Here is a 16485-nt window from a genome sequence, read left to right on the forward strand (position 1 = left end):
ACCACCGAGGAACGGAGCTCGAATTCCGTGACCACCCCAGAACCCCGAAACCGGTCCCGACGTCGCGAACGCGTGCTGTGGGGGCTGGTCACGACGTCCGCGATCGCGATATCGGTCATCTCGGCGATCCCGTTCGCCACCTTCGACCCGTCGCAGAGCCGGATTCCGCTCGACCCCGCCGTGGCCGCGCACTACCTGTCCCTCGTGGTCCACGCCCTGCCCGGAATCCTGCTGCTGGCGATCGGGCCCCTCCAGTTCGCCAAGCGGCTGCGCGTGCGGTACCCCGGAGCACACCGCCTCCTCGGTCGCGTGTACCTGGTCAGCGTCGTCTTCGCCGCGATCGCGTCGGTTTTCGCGGCCACCTTCTCCGTGAGCGGTGTACCGGCGCAGACCGCTTTCTACCTGTTGGCCGCGGCCTGGGGTTACACCCTGGTCCAGGGTTACCGCGCCATCCGAGCCGGCGAGCTGCGATTACACCGCGTCTGGATGATCCGCAACTACGCGTTGAGCTTCGCCGCCGTGCTGCTGCGCGTCTTCCTGGGTGTCGGCGCGGCGCTCCGAGGGGCTTTTCCGTCGCTGACCTTCGACGACGTCTACACGACCAGCACTTGGGCCTCCGTGCTGCTCAGCGTGCTGATCGCCGAGTACTTCATCATCGCGCGGACGACCACTCCCCTGTTGCGCGACCAGCACCGCCGACCCGTGCCCGCCGGCACGTCCTAGTGCGTCGACCGACGCCCTACCGAGCGCCGGCACCACCAAGTGCGCAGCGAAACGGGCGCACGGTCAACGGCCGCCGCTCTCGACGTCGGCGAACCACGCGTCGCGCCACGCCTGCTGTTCCGCGACAGTCCCCAACTGCTCGACCGTCGCGTCCGCCAGCGTCTCGACGATGTCGCCGGTGCCGGCCTTGCGGCCCGGCCGCATGACGTAGACCCGCAGCCCGCCGCCCATGTCCCTGGCCATCCCGCTCGGGTAGGTGTCACGCCGCGCCCCCTGGACCGCGATCATCCAGCCGTCGGGTTCCAGTTGGCAGCGCAGCCGGACGAGCGATTCGAACATGTCCGAGGCCGTGGCGGTGTACCGGTCCCCACCGGGGAACAGTTCGATCCGGTAGAGCGGTCGCGGCCCGTCGTAGCCGTCCAGCCAACCGCGCAACCGCGCCCACTGCCGGTCGTCGCCCCGCACGAGCAGCACTTCTCTGTCTTCGAGCAGTTTCGGATAGTTCTCGCTCACCCGAACATCCAACCAGAGGACCGGACCAGAGGCGGGCGCGAACCGGGCAGGACGAACCGGCGGCCGGACCGCCGCGCGGGCCTTCCCCTCGTCGGCGGGGAAGCGCGGCCGGTCAGGGGTGCCGGCGGCGGTCCAGCGGGCCCCAGGTCGCGCTGCCCTGCTCCTCCACCATCTTCTCCGCCTCCCGCAAGACCTCGTCCGCGACCCAGGCCACGGGTCGGTCGCACGCCACCAGCGGCTCGTTGTCGGGACCGCGCCCCAGTTCACGGCCGTGCAGCACCCACGGCCGCACGCCCGGCCCCCGGAGTTCGCCGAGGTGCCGGTAGTCGTACAGCCGGCGAGCCAGCCACAGCTCCACCGACCGGTCGCCCCACCAGGGCTCCACCCGCAGCGAGTTGGCCGACAGGCCGGACAGGGGGACTCCGGTCAACTCGTCCCGACTGCGCGCGCTCGGACCCAGGTCCGTCCCCGGCCCTCTGGACCAGCGGACGTACAACTCGTCCTGCCGCGAGTCCCGGAGCAGGTCCGCCAGCTCCGCCAAGCCACCGATCACGGGCAGGTCCTCCGGTTCCTGTGGTTCCCCTGTCATGTCGGAGGTGTTCCCGCAGAACGGCAGTCGACACCAGCGGGACGGCGAATCGTCGGTCGTCCACACCACCGACGGGTGAACCGGAGGCGCACCGCAGCCGGTCGGTCCTGAGCGCACCCGGGCCGATCGGCCGGACGGTGGTTGGCGGTGGTCGACGCGGGTAGCCGACAGGCGGGCGCACACCGGATCGACGGAGGGGATCGCATGGCCGACCGGATCGCGGACATCTGGGGTGCGCGCACACCGCACGCGAAGGACACGCCGTGGCCGGTGCGGGTCGACCTGCACTTGGACCGCGACTTGACCGAGTCAGACGTGGACCGCTGGGTGCAGTCGGCGTGCGTGCTGTGCAGCAACGGTTGCGGTTGCGACATCGCGGTCAAGGGCGGCCGCATGGTCGGTGTGCGGGGTCGTGCGGGTGACGTGGTCAACCACGGTCGGATGGGCCCGAAAGGACTGTACGGCTCGTGGCAGTGGAACGGCCGGGACCGGTTGACCCGTCCCCTGGTCCGGCGCGGTGGTGAACTGGTGGAGACCGACTGGGACACCGCGATGGAACTCGTCGTGCGGCGGTCGCGCGAGCTGCTGGACGAGGTGGGGCCCTTGTCGCACGGCTTCTACACCAGCGGCCAGTTGTTCCTGGAGGAGTACTACACGCTCGGCGTGATCGGCAAGGCCGGTCTGGGCACGCCGCACATGGACGGCAACACGCGGTTGTGCACGGCGACGGCGGCGGCGGCGATGAAGGAGAGCTTCGGCTCCGACGGCCAGCCCGGCAGCTACAGCGACATCGACTCGTGCGACGCGCTGTTCCTGTTCGGGCACAACATGGCCGAAACGCAGACGGTGCTGTGGTCGAGGGTGCTGGACCGGTTGCACGGCCCCGACCGGCCCGTGGTGGTCGCGGTGGACCCCCGGCGGACCAAGGTGGCCGAGGCGGCGGTGGAATCCGGTGGTGTGCACCTGGCACCGCTGCCCGGCAGCAACCAAGCGCTGATGAACGGCTTGATCCGCGAGCTGATCGTCAACGGGTGGATCGACCACGACTACGTGGACGCCCACACCCTCGGCTACGACGAGCTGGCCGCCACGGTCGAGCCGTACACGCCGGAGCACGTCGCCGGCATCTGCCGGATCGACCCGGACGACCTGCGGCGTGCCGCGCGGATCTTCGGCACCTCCGGGCGGGTGCTCTCCACGGTTCTCCAGGGCTTCTACCAGTCCCACCAGGCCACTGCGGCGTCCTGCCAGGTGAACAACCTGCACCTGCTGCGCGGCCTGATCGGCAGGCCCGGTTGCGGCATCCTCCAGATGAACGGCCAGCCCACCGCGCAGAACACCCGCGAGTGCGGTGCGGACGGCGACCTGCCCGGTTTCCGCAACTGGGACAACCCCGAGCACGTCCGCGAGCTGGCCGAGCTGTGGAAGGTCGACCCGCTGACCATCCCGCACTGGGCACCGCCCACCCACGCGATGCAGCTCTGGCGCTACGCCGAGCAGGGGTCGATCCGGTTCCTGTGGATCTCGGCGACCAACCCCGCGGTATCGCTGCCCGAACTGCCGCGCGTTCGCGAGATCCTCGCGAAGAAAGACCTGTTCGTGGTGGTGCAGGACGGATTCCGCACCGAGACGGCCGAGTACGCCGACGTGGTGCTGCCGGCCGCGCTGTGGGGTGAGAAGCAGGGCACGTTCACCAACGTCAACCGCACCGTGCACCTGTCGGACAAGGCCGTCGAACCGCCCGGTGACGCTCGTCCGGACCTCGACATCTTCCTGGACTACGCCCATCGGATGGACTTCCGCGACCGCGACGGCGAGCCGCTGGTCAAGTGGTCGGACCCGGTGGGCGCGTTCGAGGCGTGGCAGGAGTGCAGCCGGGGCAGGTTGTGCGACTACACCGGCCTGTCCTACGACAAGTTGCGCGGCGGCAGCGGCATCCCGTGGCCGTGCGACGACGAGCATCCCGATGGGTGCGACCGGCTCTACTCCGATGGAGTGTTCCCCACCCACGCGGACGTCTGCGAGGACTTCGGCCACGACCTGCTCACCGGTGGCACCATCTCACCCGAGCAGTACAAGGCGCAGCGCCCTGACGGTCGCGCGTTCCTCAAGGCCGCCGAGTACACGCCCCCGCCGGAGCAGACCGACGACGACTACCCGTTCCTGGTCACGACGGGCCGCACGGCCTACCAGTTCCACACCCGCACCAAGACCGGTCGTTCCCGGCAGCTCCGCCGTGCCGCGCCGGAACCGTGGGTGGAGCTGTCCGTCCAGGACGCCGCCGCCCTTGGCGTGGCGGAAGGGGACTTGGTCCGCGTCGAATCACCGCGCGGCCACGTCAAGGCACCCGCGCGCGTCGGACGCGGTCGTGACGGCGTGGTGTTCGTGCCGTTCCACTACGGCTACTGGGACGCGGAGGACGGCGGGCATGGCCGGGCGGCCAACGAACTGACCCTGACCGAGTGGGACCCGGTGTCCAAGCAACCGCTGTTCAAGATCGCCGCCGCGCGGGTCACCAGGCTCGCCGAGGGCACTGGACCAGCGCCCGCCCCCACCACCACGGCGTCCGCCCCGCACGACCCCGCGAGCGTCCCGGCGACCACCGGCGAAGACGACGTCCACGAGGACGTGGCACCCACCGGACCGCCGCCACCGCCACCGACCCCGGATCACACGCCCCACGTGCCGCACGCCGAGGGGAAGGGCTGAACCATGCACCTGTCCACCTACCTGGGACTGCTGCACACCTCGCTGACCACGCTGGCCGACGCCTTCCGCGAAGTCGGTCGCGGGCACGGCGAGGAACCCGACGTGCACCTGACCTGCCAGGTCCTCGCCGGCCGGGTCGACCGCCAGGCCGAGGCGCTGGCACCGGTCGTGGAGCGCTACGGCGAGCACCGCGAGGACGAACCCGAACGTCTGCACGCGACCGGACTGGAGTCGGTCCGCAGCGGGGCGGTGGGCCTGTTGCGCGACCTCCAGGACCTCTACACCCTGGCCAGCCTGACCGACATCACCTGGACCGTCGTCGGCCAAGCGGCACGAGGGCTGCGCGACCGCGAACTGCTCGACATCGTCAACGCCTGCGAGCAGGACACCGCCCGCCAACTCGGCTGGTTGCGCACCCGCATCAAACAGGCCGCACCGCAAGCCCTCATCGCCGCCGAGTGAGCACCGGGGACGAGCCCGGCGGCAGGCCGGCGTGGGGCCGGACGCACTGCGTCACACAGCCACAGCCGGCATCACAGCACTGAACGCCCCCGCGCGTCCGTCCTCCCCAAGCCCCTGCGCCCGCTGATGCCCCAGGGCCGGTGCCGTACGGGAGTGCGGCTAGGTACAGTCCGGGCTGAATCTGTTCTGTCGACGGGGGTTGTCGTGCGTGGTGCGTTGACGGTGATGTGTGCCGTGGTGATGGTGGCGGGATGTTCGGCATCGGCAGACTCTCCACCGCCGACCGAGGACCGGGCCGCGGTCGCGATGGCGGCCGTGGAGAAGTTGGCGCTGCCGGAGCCCGTGACCACCCGGGCAGGTCTGACGCCGGTGGGCGACCCCGAGATCGGCGTGCAACCGCTGGTGTCGTGCCCGGACCCGGCGGCGGTGCCGGAACTGGCGGCGGCGACACCGGCGGCGGCGGGCCGGACCCAGCGGTGGCAGTGGTCCGCCCCGGACGGCACCACGATCCCGTACAGCCTCTACAGCGCGGTCTACGACGGGATCACCGCCCGGGACGCCGTCAAGCAGGCCCGTGCGGTCAGCAAGTGCCACCCGCGCCGGCAAGATCCGACGTGGCTGGACCGGCAGACCTACCAGGAGCAGACCCTGCCCTCGACCAAACCCATGATCGACGACCGCTACGGCTACTGCGTGCGGCGCGGTGAGATCGACTACACCGAGACGATCGAGGAACACCTGGCGTCCGACGTCGAAGTCGTCCACGACTGCGTCACGCTCTTCGCCAAGGGGCCGAAGCTGATGCGGTTGACCAGCGTCGAGCACATTCGCAAGGGCACCGAGTCGAACTACCCGAGCGTGTACACGATGGGGCAGGACATGGTCGACGTGATCGTCGCTCCCTGACCCCCACCGGCTCCGACGACACCAGCCCGGCAGGCGCTCGCCGAGTGCCCGCCGGGTGGCCCTCCACCGGTGTGCGGAAGGCCGCTCCCGCCCCGGAGCGCCAGGAGCCCGGGGACGGCTCGGCACGGTCAGCCGGTGAACCTGCCGAACAGGTGCGCGGCGGGGGCGTCCGGGTCGTCGCCGTAGAAGAACTCCGCGACCGCCCGGTGGAACTCGGCGCGGTCCAGCCCGCCCGAGCCGTCCAGGTCCAGCGCGGCGAAGACCGCGGCAGTGTCCTCTGAGGACACGTTGCCCGCCCGGCCGAAGATCTCCCCGAACTCCGCCTGGTCGATCCTGTTGTCACCGTCGAGGTCGACCAGGTCGAAGTAGCAGTCGGCCAACGGCCCGATCTGCTGCGGGTACCGGGCGGGATCGGCCAGCTCCTGCCGGAACCCCTCGGTCATCTCGCGCAGATCGACCTTCCCGTCGCCGTCCCGGTCCATCGGCGCGATCACGGTGGTCCAGAACGCGTCCATCCCCTCGTTCAGCCGGCGGACGGTGGCGGACTCCGGCGCGGCACCACGGGCGGCGATGTAGCGCTCACCCATCAACCGGACGTCCCGCTGGGTGATCACGCCGTCGCCGTCGACGTCCGCGCCCCTGAACCACTGGCGGTACTTGAGATCCTGAACTCCAGTCATGGCCGCGGAACGTAGTGAAGCCACCACGTGGTGTCCAGCGGCGCGACCAAGGGGGAAGATCGAATCATTCGTTCGGGTGGTGCCGCCGTCGACGTGGACGGCGGCACCCGGCTTCACCGACACGACCGGCCGTGGTGCGGGTCAACTGGGCGGCACGAGGCTCGGTGGCGTGAAGGCGAGCACGTCGGGAAGGGGGCCGTCGTAGCGCTCGACGTCGACCAGCGCGCTGTGGGCACTGGGTCCTTGGGAGAGTCGCGAGCACGGCCGGTCCGCCGTGAGGGCGTTCGGGTTGCCGTGGCGGTCCAGTGTTCCGCTCAGGCCCGGCTGCACCGGGTCCCACCACGCTCCCGTGGACAGTTGCACGACGCCCGGCATCAGGTCGTCCGACAGGATCGCGCCCGCGAGACAGCTACCCCGGTCGTTGTGGACGCGCACGACCATGCCGCTCTCGATGCCGCGCGACGCGGCGTCCGAGGGGTTGAGCGTCACCGGCTCCCGGCCACGGATCTTCGAGCCGAGGCTGTGGCCGCCGTTGTCGTACTGGCTGTGCAGGCGGGAGGCGGGCTGGTTCGAGATCAGGTGCAGCGGGAACCGGTCCGACAGGTCGGCGCGGAGCCACTCCACCGGTTCGAACCACGTCGGGTGCCCGGCGCAGTCGTCGTAGCCGAACGAGTCGATCTCCTCGGAGAAGATCTCGATCCGGCCCGACGGCGTCGCCAGGGGGAAGCGCTGCGGGTCCGCGCGGAGGTCCTCGAAACCGCCGGGAAACGGCCCGGTCGGTGGCGGCAGCTCGGCGGTGGAGCCTTGCCAGAAGTCGTCGAAGTCCGGCAAGGCGGCGGCGTCGCCGAGCTCGGTCCTCGTCTGCTCGTAGAGGTGCCGGACCCAGTCGATCTCCGAGCGCGACTCGGTGAACTCCCGCTCGAATCCGAGCCGGGCGGCCAAGGCGGCGAAGATCTGGTGGTCGGTGCGCGACTCGCCCGCCGGCTCGCGGACCTTCGGCATCGCGACGACGTGGGGGTCGAAGAACCCGGCGGCGAAGTCGTCGCGCTCCAGGCCGGTGGCGACGGGCAGGACGATGTCGGCGAACTTGGCCGTCGTGTTCCACCAGGCTTCGTGGACCACCACCGTGTCCGGGGTCTGCCAGGCGCGGGTCAACCGGTGCAGGTCCTGGTGGTGGTGGAACGGGTTCCCCCCGCACCAGTAGATCAGGCGGAGTTCGGGCAGCGTGAGCCGCCGGCCGTCGTAGTCGATGACCCGGCCCGGGTGCAGCAGGGTGTCGGCGATCCTGGCGACGGGGATGAAATCCGGAACCGGGTTGGGAACCGCCGGTATCGTCGCCACGAAAGCGCGGTCCCTGGCGACGCCCGTCGCGTCCATCGTCGCGTAGCCCGCGCCCCAGCCGCAGCCGGGCCGGCCCATCGAGCCCGACATGGCGGCCAGCACGACGGACATCCAGATCGGTTGTTCGCCGTGGTCCGCCCGTTGTACCGCGTAGTTGACCGTGATGAGGGACCGCTGGGTCGTGAGGCGGCGGGCGAGGTCGATGATCGTGTCGCGACCGATGCCCGTGATCTTCGCCGCCCAGGCGGCGTCCTTCGGGATGCCGTCGGGTTCGCCGAGCAGGTAGGAGGCGAAGCGGTCGAACCCGACGCAGCACCGGCGCAGGAAGTCCTCGTCGTGCCACCCGTTGACCAGCATCGTGTGCGCGATGCCGAGCATCGCGGCGGTGTCGGTGTTGGGGACGACGGGCAGCCACTCGGCGTCGAGGAAGCCGGCCGCGTCGCTGCGGATGGGACTGATGTTCACGAACCGCACCCCGGCCTCACGGCACCGGCGTTGCAGGTCCCGCGTCTGGTGCCGGGCCAGTCCCCCGGGGTTGATCTGGCTGTTCTTGAGGGCCAGTCCCCCGAACGCCACCACCAGCTCGCAGTTGTCGGCGATCTCGTCCCACATCGGCATCCGGCTCTGGTAGCTCCACGGATGACCGCCGATCACGTGGGGAAGGACGACCTCCAACGCCGCGAGGCTGTAGCTGTTGCGGGAGTCGGTGTACCCCCCGCCCAGCGCCAGGAACCGGTGGATCTGCCCCTGCGCGTGGTGGAACCTGCCCGCGCTCGCCCAACCGTACGATCCGCCGAACACCGCGCTGTCCCCGTGCTGGGAACGAACTCGACGGAGTTCGTCGCTCACCAGCGTGAGCGCCTGGTCCCAGCCCACCTCCACGAAGGCGTCCGTGCCCCTGGCCGCGCCGTGCACGCGGGGCTCGCCGTCCAGCCAGCCCTTGCGCACCGCAGGGCGTAACACGCGAGCGCTGTCATCGGCGGCGGCCACCATCCCGGGGCCGATGGGCGACGGCGCGGGGTCGTCCTGCCTCGGCTCGATTCGCACCAACCGGCCGGAATCGACCACGGCGACGAAACTGCCCCAGTGCGTCGCAACCGACACGCGTCGTTCCATCACGCATCAACTCCATTTCTGAAGTGTCCTGGCTCTCGGACAGTGGTCTCTTACGTCGCTGGGCGAGTCGCTGAGGTGATGGGTCGTAACGGAAGCGTGCCGCTCACGCCGTCCGACTGACGGGAAAGAACCGGTACCCGACTGCGCGAACGGGGAGGCCCCCGCGTGGAAGTCGCTCATCAGCGGAGCCCCCGTCCCGCCCCCGACGTACCGCGCGGTGCGGCTCTCGGCCGGCGACGTGACACCCACGGTAGCGCCGACCAGCACGCGGTAGAAGACGATGTCGAGCAGATCCTCCATCAGTGCTCGGCGGTCCCCACCAGATGCCGCGTCTGACCGCCGGCCTGAAGTGCGGCCACGTCACCACTCCCCCATGAACTGACAACCGGACAAAGCCGCCGACAGCCGCCGTCGTGACCGACGACGGCGTTGACACCGGAGAACCGTCGAATACCCAGGAAAACGCCGCTAATGGCAAGGCAAAACAATCGCCCACGATCGGGAAACGGTCCCGAAACTCATTCTTACTGGTCAGAACCCGAACCGGCCGCCGCACTGTCGGGATCACTGGCCGCCGGACCTCCACCCGTTGGACGAGGTGTGCGAGGCTGTGCGCACTTTTCGGAGCCGGAGTCCCGGCGTGAGTGGTTCGGAGTGAGTTCCCGTGGTCGAGATCGTGCCCGGCGTGTCGCGGACGTTCAACGAATTCCTGTTGCTGCCCAACAGGACGACAGCGGAGTGCACACCCGACCAGGTCCACCTCGGCACGTCCCTGGTCCGGCACGCGGTCGGTGCCCCGTCCTCGATCCGGCTGTCCGTGCCGTTCACGTCGGCGATCATGCAGGCGGTCAGCTCACCCGGGCTCGCGGTCGCGCTGGCCCGGTCGGGCGGCTTGAGCTTCCTGCACCACAACCAGTCCGTCGAGGACCAGGCCGACGCGGTGCGGTTCGTGAAGAACTTCAAGGCGGGCTTCGTGGTCAGCGACACCACGGTCCGCCCGACCGACGCGCTCCGGCACCTCGTCGGCCTGATGAAGGCCACCGGGCACAACACGGCGGCGGTCACCGAGGACGGTTCCCCGCACGGCCGGTTCGTCGGCCTGGTCACGGACCGCGACTTCCACCCCGACCGGCACGACCTGGGTCTCGCGGTCGGTGACCGGATGCGCCCGGTGGACGCGCTCACGTGCGGCAAGGAGGGCATCACCCTCTCCGAGGCCAACACCACCCTGTGGGAGGAGCGGCTGGACTGCCTGCCGGTCGTGGACGGCACCGGGCACCTCCAGCACCTCGTGTTCCGGTCGGACTACGCCGAGCACAAGCAGTTCCCCGGCGCGGTGGTGGACGCGGCCAAGCGGTTCCGGGTGGGCGCGGGCGTCAACACCCACGACTACCGCGACCGCGTGCCCGCGCTGGTGGCGGCCGGTGCCGACGTGCTGTGCCTGGATTCGTCCGACGGCTACAGCGATTGGCAGGCCGAAGCGCTGCGCTGGGTCAAGCGGGAGTTCCCCGAGGTGCCGATCGGCGGCGGCAACGTCGTGGACGGCGGTGCGTTCGAGTTCCTGGCCGACGCGGGCGCGGACTTCGTCAAGGTCGGCATCGGCGGCGGCTCGATCTGCATCACCCGCGACCAGAAGGGCATCGGCCGGGGCCAGGCGAGCGCGGTCCTGGACGTGGCACAGGCCCGTGCCGCCTACGCGCAGCGGACCGGCGAGTACGTGCCGATCTGCTCGGACGGCGGCCTGCTGCACGACTACCACATGGCGTTGGCGCTGGCGATGGGCGCGGACTTCGTGATGATGGGCCGCTATTTCGCCCGCTTCGACCAGTCGCCGGGCAAGAAGGTGCGCATCGGCGGCTCGGTGTTCAAGGAGTACTGGGGCGAGGGCTCCAGCCGCGCCCGCAACTGGCAGCGCTACGACCAGGGCGAGGACACGCTCCACTTCGAAGAGGGCGTCGACGGCTACGTCCCCTACGTCGGCGACCTCGGTGACGCCCTCGCCCTGACCGTGGCGAAGATCAAGGCGACGATGGCCTCCTGCGGCGCGGCGACCGTCCCGGCCTTCCAGTCCACCGCCCGGGTGACCCTGGTGTCTGAGCAGAGCTACCAGGAGAACGCCGCCGCCGTGGCGATCCGCGAGAGCACCGACACCACCCTGGACTGATCCCCCGGTGGCGGCACCCCCCGTGCCGCCACCGCTCCCGTGACACCCGCCTGACCTCACGTCCCCGGTGCTGTCAGGGCGGTGACTGCCCGGTGTCAGGGCCGCCGGTGATCGTGGTCCCCAGTGAACGGCCCGACCGACGTCGGGCCACGACCAGGGGAGACCAGTCATGCCCACCTTCGCCACGCCGAACCCCGTCACGGCGTCGCTGACCGTCGCCGGCACCGAGATCCGGGTTGTCGCCGGCGAGCGCGCCGACACCATCGTGAGCGTCGAGCCGGTCGACAGCACCAGCAAGACCGACGTCCAGGTGGCCGAAGGGATCAAGGTCGACTCCGCCGGCGGCGACATCACCGCCCGAGCCGCCGACTGCCCCATCCGCGTCGGCCACGTCACGCGCGGGCCCGCCGATGTGGACGCCGACAGCACCAAGGGTTTCGTGCGCAACTCCCTGCCCGTGCGGGAGAACCCCACCGACACCGTCGAGGTCCGCGCCCACACCCGTCGCGACGACATCGCCATCCACCCCGCCGCCTGAACCCGCTTTTCCCACCGAGAAAGGACTACCGCGATGAACAGCACGTTCGAACAGGTCGAGCAGGGCTGGGGCAAGGTCGCCGACGTGTTCCGCGCGAACTTCGAGGACGGCGGCGAGGTCGGCGCGGCGTGCTCCGTCTACGTGGACGGCCGGGCCGTGGTCGACCTGCGGGGCGGCCTGGCCGACCGCGAGGCGGGTCGGCCGTGGGGCGACGACACGATCGTCCAGGTCGCGTCGACGACCAAGGGTGCCACCGCGATCTGCGCCCACCTGCTGGCCCAGCGCGGCCAACTCGACCTGGACGCCCCCGTGACCCGGTACTGGCCGGAGTTCGGCGCGGGCGGCAAGGAGGACGTCCCGGTGCGCTGGCTGCTGTCGCACCAGGTCGGCCTGCCGATCGTGGACGGTCCACTGACTTTCGGGCAGGCGTGCGACTGGGACCCCGTCATCCGCGCGCTCGAAGCCCAGGAACCGTTGTGGCGACCCGGCACCGAGCACGTCTACCACAGCGTCACCTACGGGTTCCTGGTCGGTGAGGTCGTCCGCCGGATCACCGGCAAGTCGCTCGGCGCGTTCTTCGCCGACGAGGTCGCCGCCCCACTGGGATTGAGCGCCTGGATCGGTCTCCCCGAAGAGCACGAGGACCGCGTCTCCCCGCTCCACTACGCCGCCCCGTTCAGCGTGGAGGAGCTGCTCGACGGAATGATCAAGGCGACCGGCCTCGACGCCGACACGGTCACCGCGTGGGTCAACGCCGTGTGGGGCGCGGATTCGGTCCAGGCCCGCGCGGGCGAACTGGGCGGTGCGCTGGACCACACGAGCGCGTACTTCACCACCCGCGCCTGGCGCGCGGCGGAGTTCCCGGCCGCGAACATGATCGCCGACGCGAACTCGATCGCCCGGATGTACGCGGCCACCGTGAGCGACGTCGACGGCGTGCGCCTGCTCAACCCGCCGGCCGTGGAGCGCATGACGGAGATCCAGACCGACAAGACCCTCATGCACGGCCTGCCGCCGGGCCTCGACATCCCGGCAGACCGCTCGTTCAACATGTCCCTGGGTTTCTGGCGGGCGTGCCCCCCGATGCCGATGCTGGGCACGGGATCGTTCGGCCACCCGGGTTCCGGCGGTTCGATCGGCTTCGCCGACCCGGACGCGGGCGTCGGCTTCGCCTACGTCACCAACCTCTGGAACTTCCGCGCCGACGACCCCCGGGCGTCCACCCTGACCGCCGCCGTCCGCGCCTGCCTGAGCTGACCCCGTCCCCACGCTCACCGATGACGTCCGCCGGCCCGTGGAGCGGCGGACATCATCGCGTTCCCGGCCACCGGAACCAGTTCGCCGGGGCACCGGCGCGCGGCCGGCGAGGGCGCGCTCCGGTGCGTTCCACCGGGGTCATGAGCCCAGGGTCGTGAACGCCTCGTCGACCAGCGTGCGCAGGTCGTCTGCGCCGTCGTTGTCGACCCACGCGGTCAGTGCGGTGATCAGCGCGGCGGTGGCGGCGGCGGCCACCACCCGCAGCCTCAGGTCGACCGGGGACCCTTCGCGGTCGGCGAGCGCACGGGCCAGCAGTGACTCGGTGGTGGCTGCGTTGCGCCACTGCCTGGCCCGCAGGGCGGGGTGGGTGACGACGAGCCGGGTCCGGGCGTAGACGGCGTCCCGGTCGGCGGTCAGCACGGTGTCCAGGCCCGCACGTACCGCGCGGTGCAGCGCGGTCATCGGTGCCTCGGCGGCGGGTCGGGCGCGGACCAGTTCGGCGATCAGCGGGTCGTAGTCGTCGTCCTCGACCACGGCTTCCTTGGTGGGGAAGTAGCGGAAGAACGTCATGTGCGACACGCCGGCGGCGGCGGCGATCTGCTCCACGGTGGTCTCGTCGTACCCGCCGTCCAGGAACAGCCGCAGGGCGTGTTCCCGGATGGTGCGGCGGGTACGGGCCTTGCGCTCCTCGCGCAGCCCGCCCGCGGGTCGGCTCTGGTCGGCTCTCACCGGCCAAGCATGACCTCCAGGTCCCGGCGCAGCGCACCCGGCTCGCCGCGCCACGCCAGGTGGCCGTCGGGACGGACCAGCAGCGCACCACCGGTGCGGTGCACCTCCCGCACCTCGCCCAGCAGGTCACGCGCCACCGCCGCGCACGGGTGGCCGGGCGGCACGACCAGCGTCCACCGGAACTCGCCGTGCCCGGCGAACTCGGCCACCCGATCTCCCACGCGCGGGCGTCGCCCGAACCGGGAACGGCCGTAGCCGATCTTCAACTGGGACGCCTGTTCCCAGATCCTCCGCTGGACCGGTGCCAGACCCAGGAGCGGGAACAGCACCCGGTCGCGCACCAGGCGCGCGACGGCGGAATCGCCCAGGACCAGGCCGGTCAGGCCGCTGGTGGAGGCCAGCACGTCGACCGCCACGGGCCTGCGCTCGGCCTCGTAGCCGTCCAGGAGCCCGTCTCCGGCACGTCCCGACTCGACCAGTGCCAACCGCCACGCCAGGTTCTCCGCGTCACCCAATCCGGTGTTCATGCCCTGCCCGCCGAACGGGCTGTGGATGTGCGCGGCGTCGCCCGCGAGCAGCACCCGGCCCCGCCGGTAGGTCTCGGCGAGTCGTCGGTGGATGCGGAACACCGACGTCCACACCCACCGGTCGGCCTCGTCGACGCGGACGCCGGCGTGTCGTCGGGCCGCGTCCGCCAGGTACGCGGGGACGTCCTGGACCGCGACGCCCGGCGCGGGTGCCATGAACCGCCAGATCCCGTCCGGCAGCGGGAACGCCGAGAACACCTCCGCGCCGCGCACCCACACGCCTACCGCGTCGCGGGGCAGCGGCAGTTCGACCCGGACGTCGCCCAACACGAAGTTCTCCACCAGCGGCACGCCGGGGAACCCGATGCCGGCGGCCTTGCGGACCGCGCTGTGCGCGCCGTCGCACCCGACCACCCACCGCGCGTTCACAGCGCCGGCGGCGGTCGACAGCACCGCCCCTTCGTCGCAGTGCTCGATCCCCTCCACGCGCGTGGACCACTCGACCTCGACGCCGTGGGCCCGCAGCCGTTGCCGCAACCGCGCCTCGACCTCGGCCTGCGACACGATCAGGCCGGGCCGCCTGACCAGCTTCGTCGGCTGCCCGACGCGCAACTCCCCCGCCCGCCGCCCGCCGACGTGGACCACCACCCGGCCGATGCCCACCGACCGTTCCGGCAGGTCGTCCAGCGCGCCCAGCCGGGCCAACACCTCGGTACCGCGTGGTTGCAGCCCCAATGCCCGTGACGTCGTCGCCGGGCCGTCGGCTCCGTCCACCACCCGCACCGGCACGCCCTGCGACCGCAGCGCGCACGCCGCAGCCAACCCGGTCGGACCCGCACCCACCACCACAACAGCCATACCGCTAGTGTTAGCTACTAACAAGTGTTAGTCAATAACGTCTTTTTGGTAGGCGTCCGGGATGCCGTCCCGGTTCGCGTCGCGGGTCTCCTCCTCGTGGATGCGGCGGTACACGCGGTTGCGCCCGCGCAGCACGATCGTCGCGATGATCGCGGCCAACAGCGACCCGAGCAGGACGGCGACCTTCGCGTCGTCGTACTCGGCGCTGCCCTCGCCGAAGGCCAACTCGCCCACGAGCAGCGACACGGTGAACCCGATACCGCCCAGGACCGCCAGGCCCAGCACGTCCACCCAGGCCAGGTCGCTGTCCAGTTCGGCCTTGGTGAACCGGGCGACCAGCCACGTGGCGGCGGTGATGCCGATCAGCTTGCCCAACACCAGACCCGCCACGATCCCGAGCGTCACGGTGTCGGACAGGGAGGACACCAGCCCGTCGAGACCGCCGAACGCCACACCGGCGGCGAAGAACGCGAACACCGGCACCGCCACCCCGGTCGACAACGGACGCCACCGGTGCTCGAAGTGCTCCGCCAGACCGGGCCCCTCGCCCGCGCGCCGGCGGATCACCGGCACCGCGAACCCCAGCAGCACCCCGGCCACCGTCGCGTGCACCCCGGAGGCGTGCATGAACCCCCACGTCAGGCCGGCGAGCGGCAGCAACACCCACCAGGAACGGACCCGGCGCTGCACCAGCACCGTGAACAGCGCCAAGGGCACCAGCACGAGCAGCAACGGCACCACCGACAGCTCGTCGGTGTAGAACAGCGCGATGATCACGATCGCGATCAGGTCGTCCACGACCGCGAGCGTGAGCAGGAACGTCCGCAACGCCGAAGGCAGGAACCGGCCGATCACCGCCAGCACGGCCAACGCGAACGCGATGTCGGTCGCCGTCGGGACCGCCCACCCCGCCGACGCCTCCGGATTGCCCAGGTTGATCAGTGCGTAGATCAGCGCGGGCACCACCACACCACCGACCGCGGCGGCGACCGGGACCGCCGCCCGCCGGGGATCGCGCAGGTCACCCGCCACGAACTCGCGTTTGAGCTCCAGCCCGGCCACGAAGAAGAAGATCGCCAGCAGGCCGTCGGAGGCCCACTGGCCCACGCTCAGCCGCAGGTGCAGCGACTCGACGCCGAACTCCAGCCCGCGCAGCGACTCGTAGGCCGGTGCCCACGGCGAGTTCGCCCAGACCAGGCCCAGCACGGCGGCGGCGAGCATGATGACGCCGCCCACCGTCTCCATGCGCAGGACGTCGGCGATGCGCCTGGCCTCGGGCCAGGAGCCCCGGCTGAAGAGGTTGGTGGTGACACGGCGTTTCACGGGCGGCTCCGGGGGTCGTCGATCACGTCGCCGACCAGACTTCCCGGCAC

Annotated in this window: 14 protein-coding genes; 7 read left to right on the forward strand and 7 right to left on the reverse strand. The window is 70.9% G+C overall.

The window, feature by feature from the left end:
* Window positions 1-27: 27 nt before the first annotated feature.
* On the forward strand, window positions 28-723 hold the full coding sequence (locus tag AB0G01_RS22170; protein ID WP_360948372.1) for a DUF2306 domain-containing protein: 696 nt from the start codon (window positions 28-30) through the stop codon (window positions 721-723).
* Window positions 724-786: 63 nt separating this feature from the next.
* Here the strand turns inward: AB0G01_RS22170 and AB0G01_RS22175 are convergent, their stop codons facing one another.
* Window positions 787-1236, reverse strand: a complete 450-nt coding sequence (locus AB0G01_RS22175) for a hypothetical protein (RefSeq protein WP_360948374.1) — start codon at window positions 1234-1236, stop codon at window positions 787-789.
* 112 nt (window positions 1237-1348) lie between these two features.
* Window positions 1349-1825 carry a DUF6098 family protein gene (locus tag AB0G01_RS22180; protein WP_360948376.1) on the reverse strand — a complete coding sequence of 159 codons (477 nt, stop codon included), beginning with the start codon at window positions 1823-1825 and terminating at the stop codon, window positions 1349-1351.
* Window positions 1826-2029: 204 nt separating this feature from the next.
* On the opposite strand from AB0G01_RS22180, the gene AB0G01_RS22185 reads away from it, so the two are divergent.
* From AB0G01_RS22185 to AB0G01_RS22195, 3 genes are all read left to right on the forward strand, one after another.
* Window positions 2030-4534 carry a nitrate reductase gene (locus tag AB0G01_RS22185; RefSeq protein WP_360948378.1) on the forward strand — a complete coding sequence of 835 codons (2505 nt, stop codon included), beginning with the start codon at window positions 2030-2032 and terminating at the stop codon, window positions 4532-4534.
* Window positions 4535-4537: 3 nt separating this feature from the next.
* Window positions 4538-4996: a hypothetical protein gene (locus AB0G01_RS22190; protein ID WP_360948380.1), complete on the forward strand. Its 459-nt coding sequence runs from the start codon at window positions 4538-4540 to the stop codon at window positions 4994-4996.
* Between the two features lie 315 nt (window positions 4997-5311).
* A complete protein-coding gene (locus tag AB0G01_RS22195) occupies window positions 5312-5902 on the forward strand; it encodes a hypothetical protein (protein WP_360948382.1) in 591 nt (196 codons plus the stop codon).
* A gap of 128 nt (window positions 5903-6030) precedes the next feature.
* Here the strand turns inward: AB0G01_RS22195 and AB0G01_RS22200 are convergent, their stop codons facing one another.
* Window positions 6031-6582, reverse strand: a complete 552-nt coding sequence (locus AB0G01_RS22200; RefSeq protein ID WP_360948384.1) for an EF-hand domain-containing protein — start codon at window positions 6580-6582, stop codon at window positions 6031-6033.
* A gap of 141 nt (window positions 6583-6723) precedes the next feature.
* On the reverse strand, window positions 6724-9027 hold the full coding sequence (locus tag AB0G01_RS22205; protein ID WP_360948386.1) for a molybdopterin-dependent oxidoreductase: 2304 nt from the start codon (window positions 9025-9027) through the stop codon (window positions 6724-6726).
* Between the two features lie 676 nt (window positions 9028-9703).
* Here AB0G01_RS22205 and AB0G01_RS22210 point away from each other — a divergent pair.
* The 3 genes from AB0G01_RS22210 to AB0G01_RS22220 all read left to right on the forward strand — a co-directional run bounded on the left by AB0G01_RS22210 (window position 9704) and on the right by AB0G01_RS22220 (window position 12998).
* Window positions 9704-11203: an IMP dehydrogenase gene (locus AB0G01_RS22210; protein WP_360948388.1), complete on the forward strand. Its 1500-nt coding sequence runs from the start codon at window positions 9704-9706 to the stop codon at window positions 11201-11203.
* Window positions 11204-11372: 169 nt separating this feature from the next.
* Window positions 11373-11741, forward strand: a complete 369-nt coding sequence (locus AB0G01_RS22215; protein WP_360948390.1) for a hypothetical protein — start codon at window positions 11373-11375, stop codon at window positions 11739-11741.
* Between the two features lie 33 nt (window positions 11742-11774).
* Entirely contained in the window at window positions 11775-12998 is a 1224-nt protein-coding gene (locus tag AB0G01_RS22220) for a serine hydrolase domain-containing protein (RefSeq protein WP_360948392.1), read from the forward strand.
* 138 nt (window positions 12999-13136) lie between these two features.
* Here the strand turns inward: AB0G01_RS22220 and AB0G01_RS22225 are convergent, their stop codons facing one another.
* The 3 genes from AB0G01_RS22225 to nhaA are packed head-to-tail and all read right to left on the reverse strand — an operon-like array spanning window position 13137 to window position 16435.
* Window positions 13137-13727, reverse strand: a complete 591-nt coding sequence (locus AB0G01_RS22225) for a TetR family transcriptional regulator (protein WP_360948394.1) — start codon at window positions 13725-13727, stop codon at window positions 13137-13139.
* Window positions 13724-15112, reverse strand: coding sequence for an FAD-dependent monooxygenase (locus tag AB0G01_RS22230; RefSeq protein ID WP_360948396.1), 1389 nt, complete (start codon window positions 15110-15112; stop codon window positions 13724-13726). The genes AB0G01_RS22225 and AB0G01_RS22230 overlap by 4 nt, the downstream gene beginning before the upstream one ends.
* 27 nt (window positions 15113-15139) lie before the next feature.
* Window positions 15140-16435: a Na+/H+ antiporter NhaA gene (nhaA, locus tag AB0G01_RS22235; RefSeq protein ID WP_360948398.1), complete on the reverse strand. Its 1296-nt coding sequence runs from the start codon at window positions 16433-16435 to the stop codon at window positions 15140-15142.
* Between the last annotated feature and the right edge of the window lie 50 nt (window positions 16436-16485).

The sequence above is a fragment of the Actinosynnema sp. NPDC023587 genome (genome assembly GCF_040640215.1).
Lineage (GTDB): Bacteria > Actinomycetota > Actinomycetes > Mycobacteriales > Pseudonocardiaceae > Actinosynnema.

Coding starts and splice junctions, on each gene's coding strand:
- AB0G01_RS22180 (WP_360948376.1), bottom strand. CDS start 1,825: ATGACAGGGGAACCACAGGAACCGGAGGACCTGCCCGTGATCGGTGGC.
- AB0G01_RS22185 (WP_360948378.1), top strand. CDS start 2,030: ATGGCCGACCGGATCGCGGACATCTGGGGTGCGCGCACACCGCACGCG.
- AB0G01_RS22190 (WP_360948380.1), top strand. CDS start 4,538: ATGCACCTGTCCACCTACCTGGGACTGCTGCACACCTCGCTGACCACG.
- AB0G01_RS22200 (WP_360948384.1), bottom strand. CDS start 6,582: ATGACTGGAGTTCAGGATCTCAAGTACCGCCAGTGGTTCAGGGGCGCG.
- AB0G01_RS22215 (WP_360948390.1), top strand. CDS start 11,373: ATGCCCACCTTCGCCACGCCGAACCCCGTCACGGCGTCGCTGACCGTC.
- AB0G01_RS22220 (WP_360948392.1), top strand. CDS start 11,775: ATGAACAGCACGTTCGAACAGGTCGAGCAGGGCTGGGGCAAGGTCGCC.
- AB0G01_RS22230 (WP_360948396.1), bottom strand. CDS start 15,112: ATGGCTGTTGTGGTGGTGGGTGCGGGTCCGACCGGGTTGGCTGCGGCG.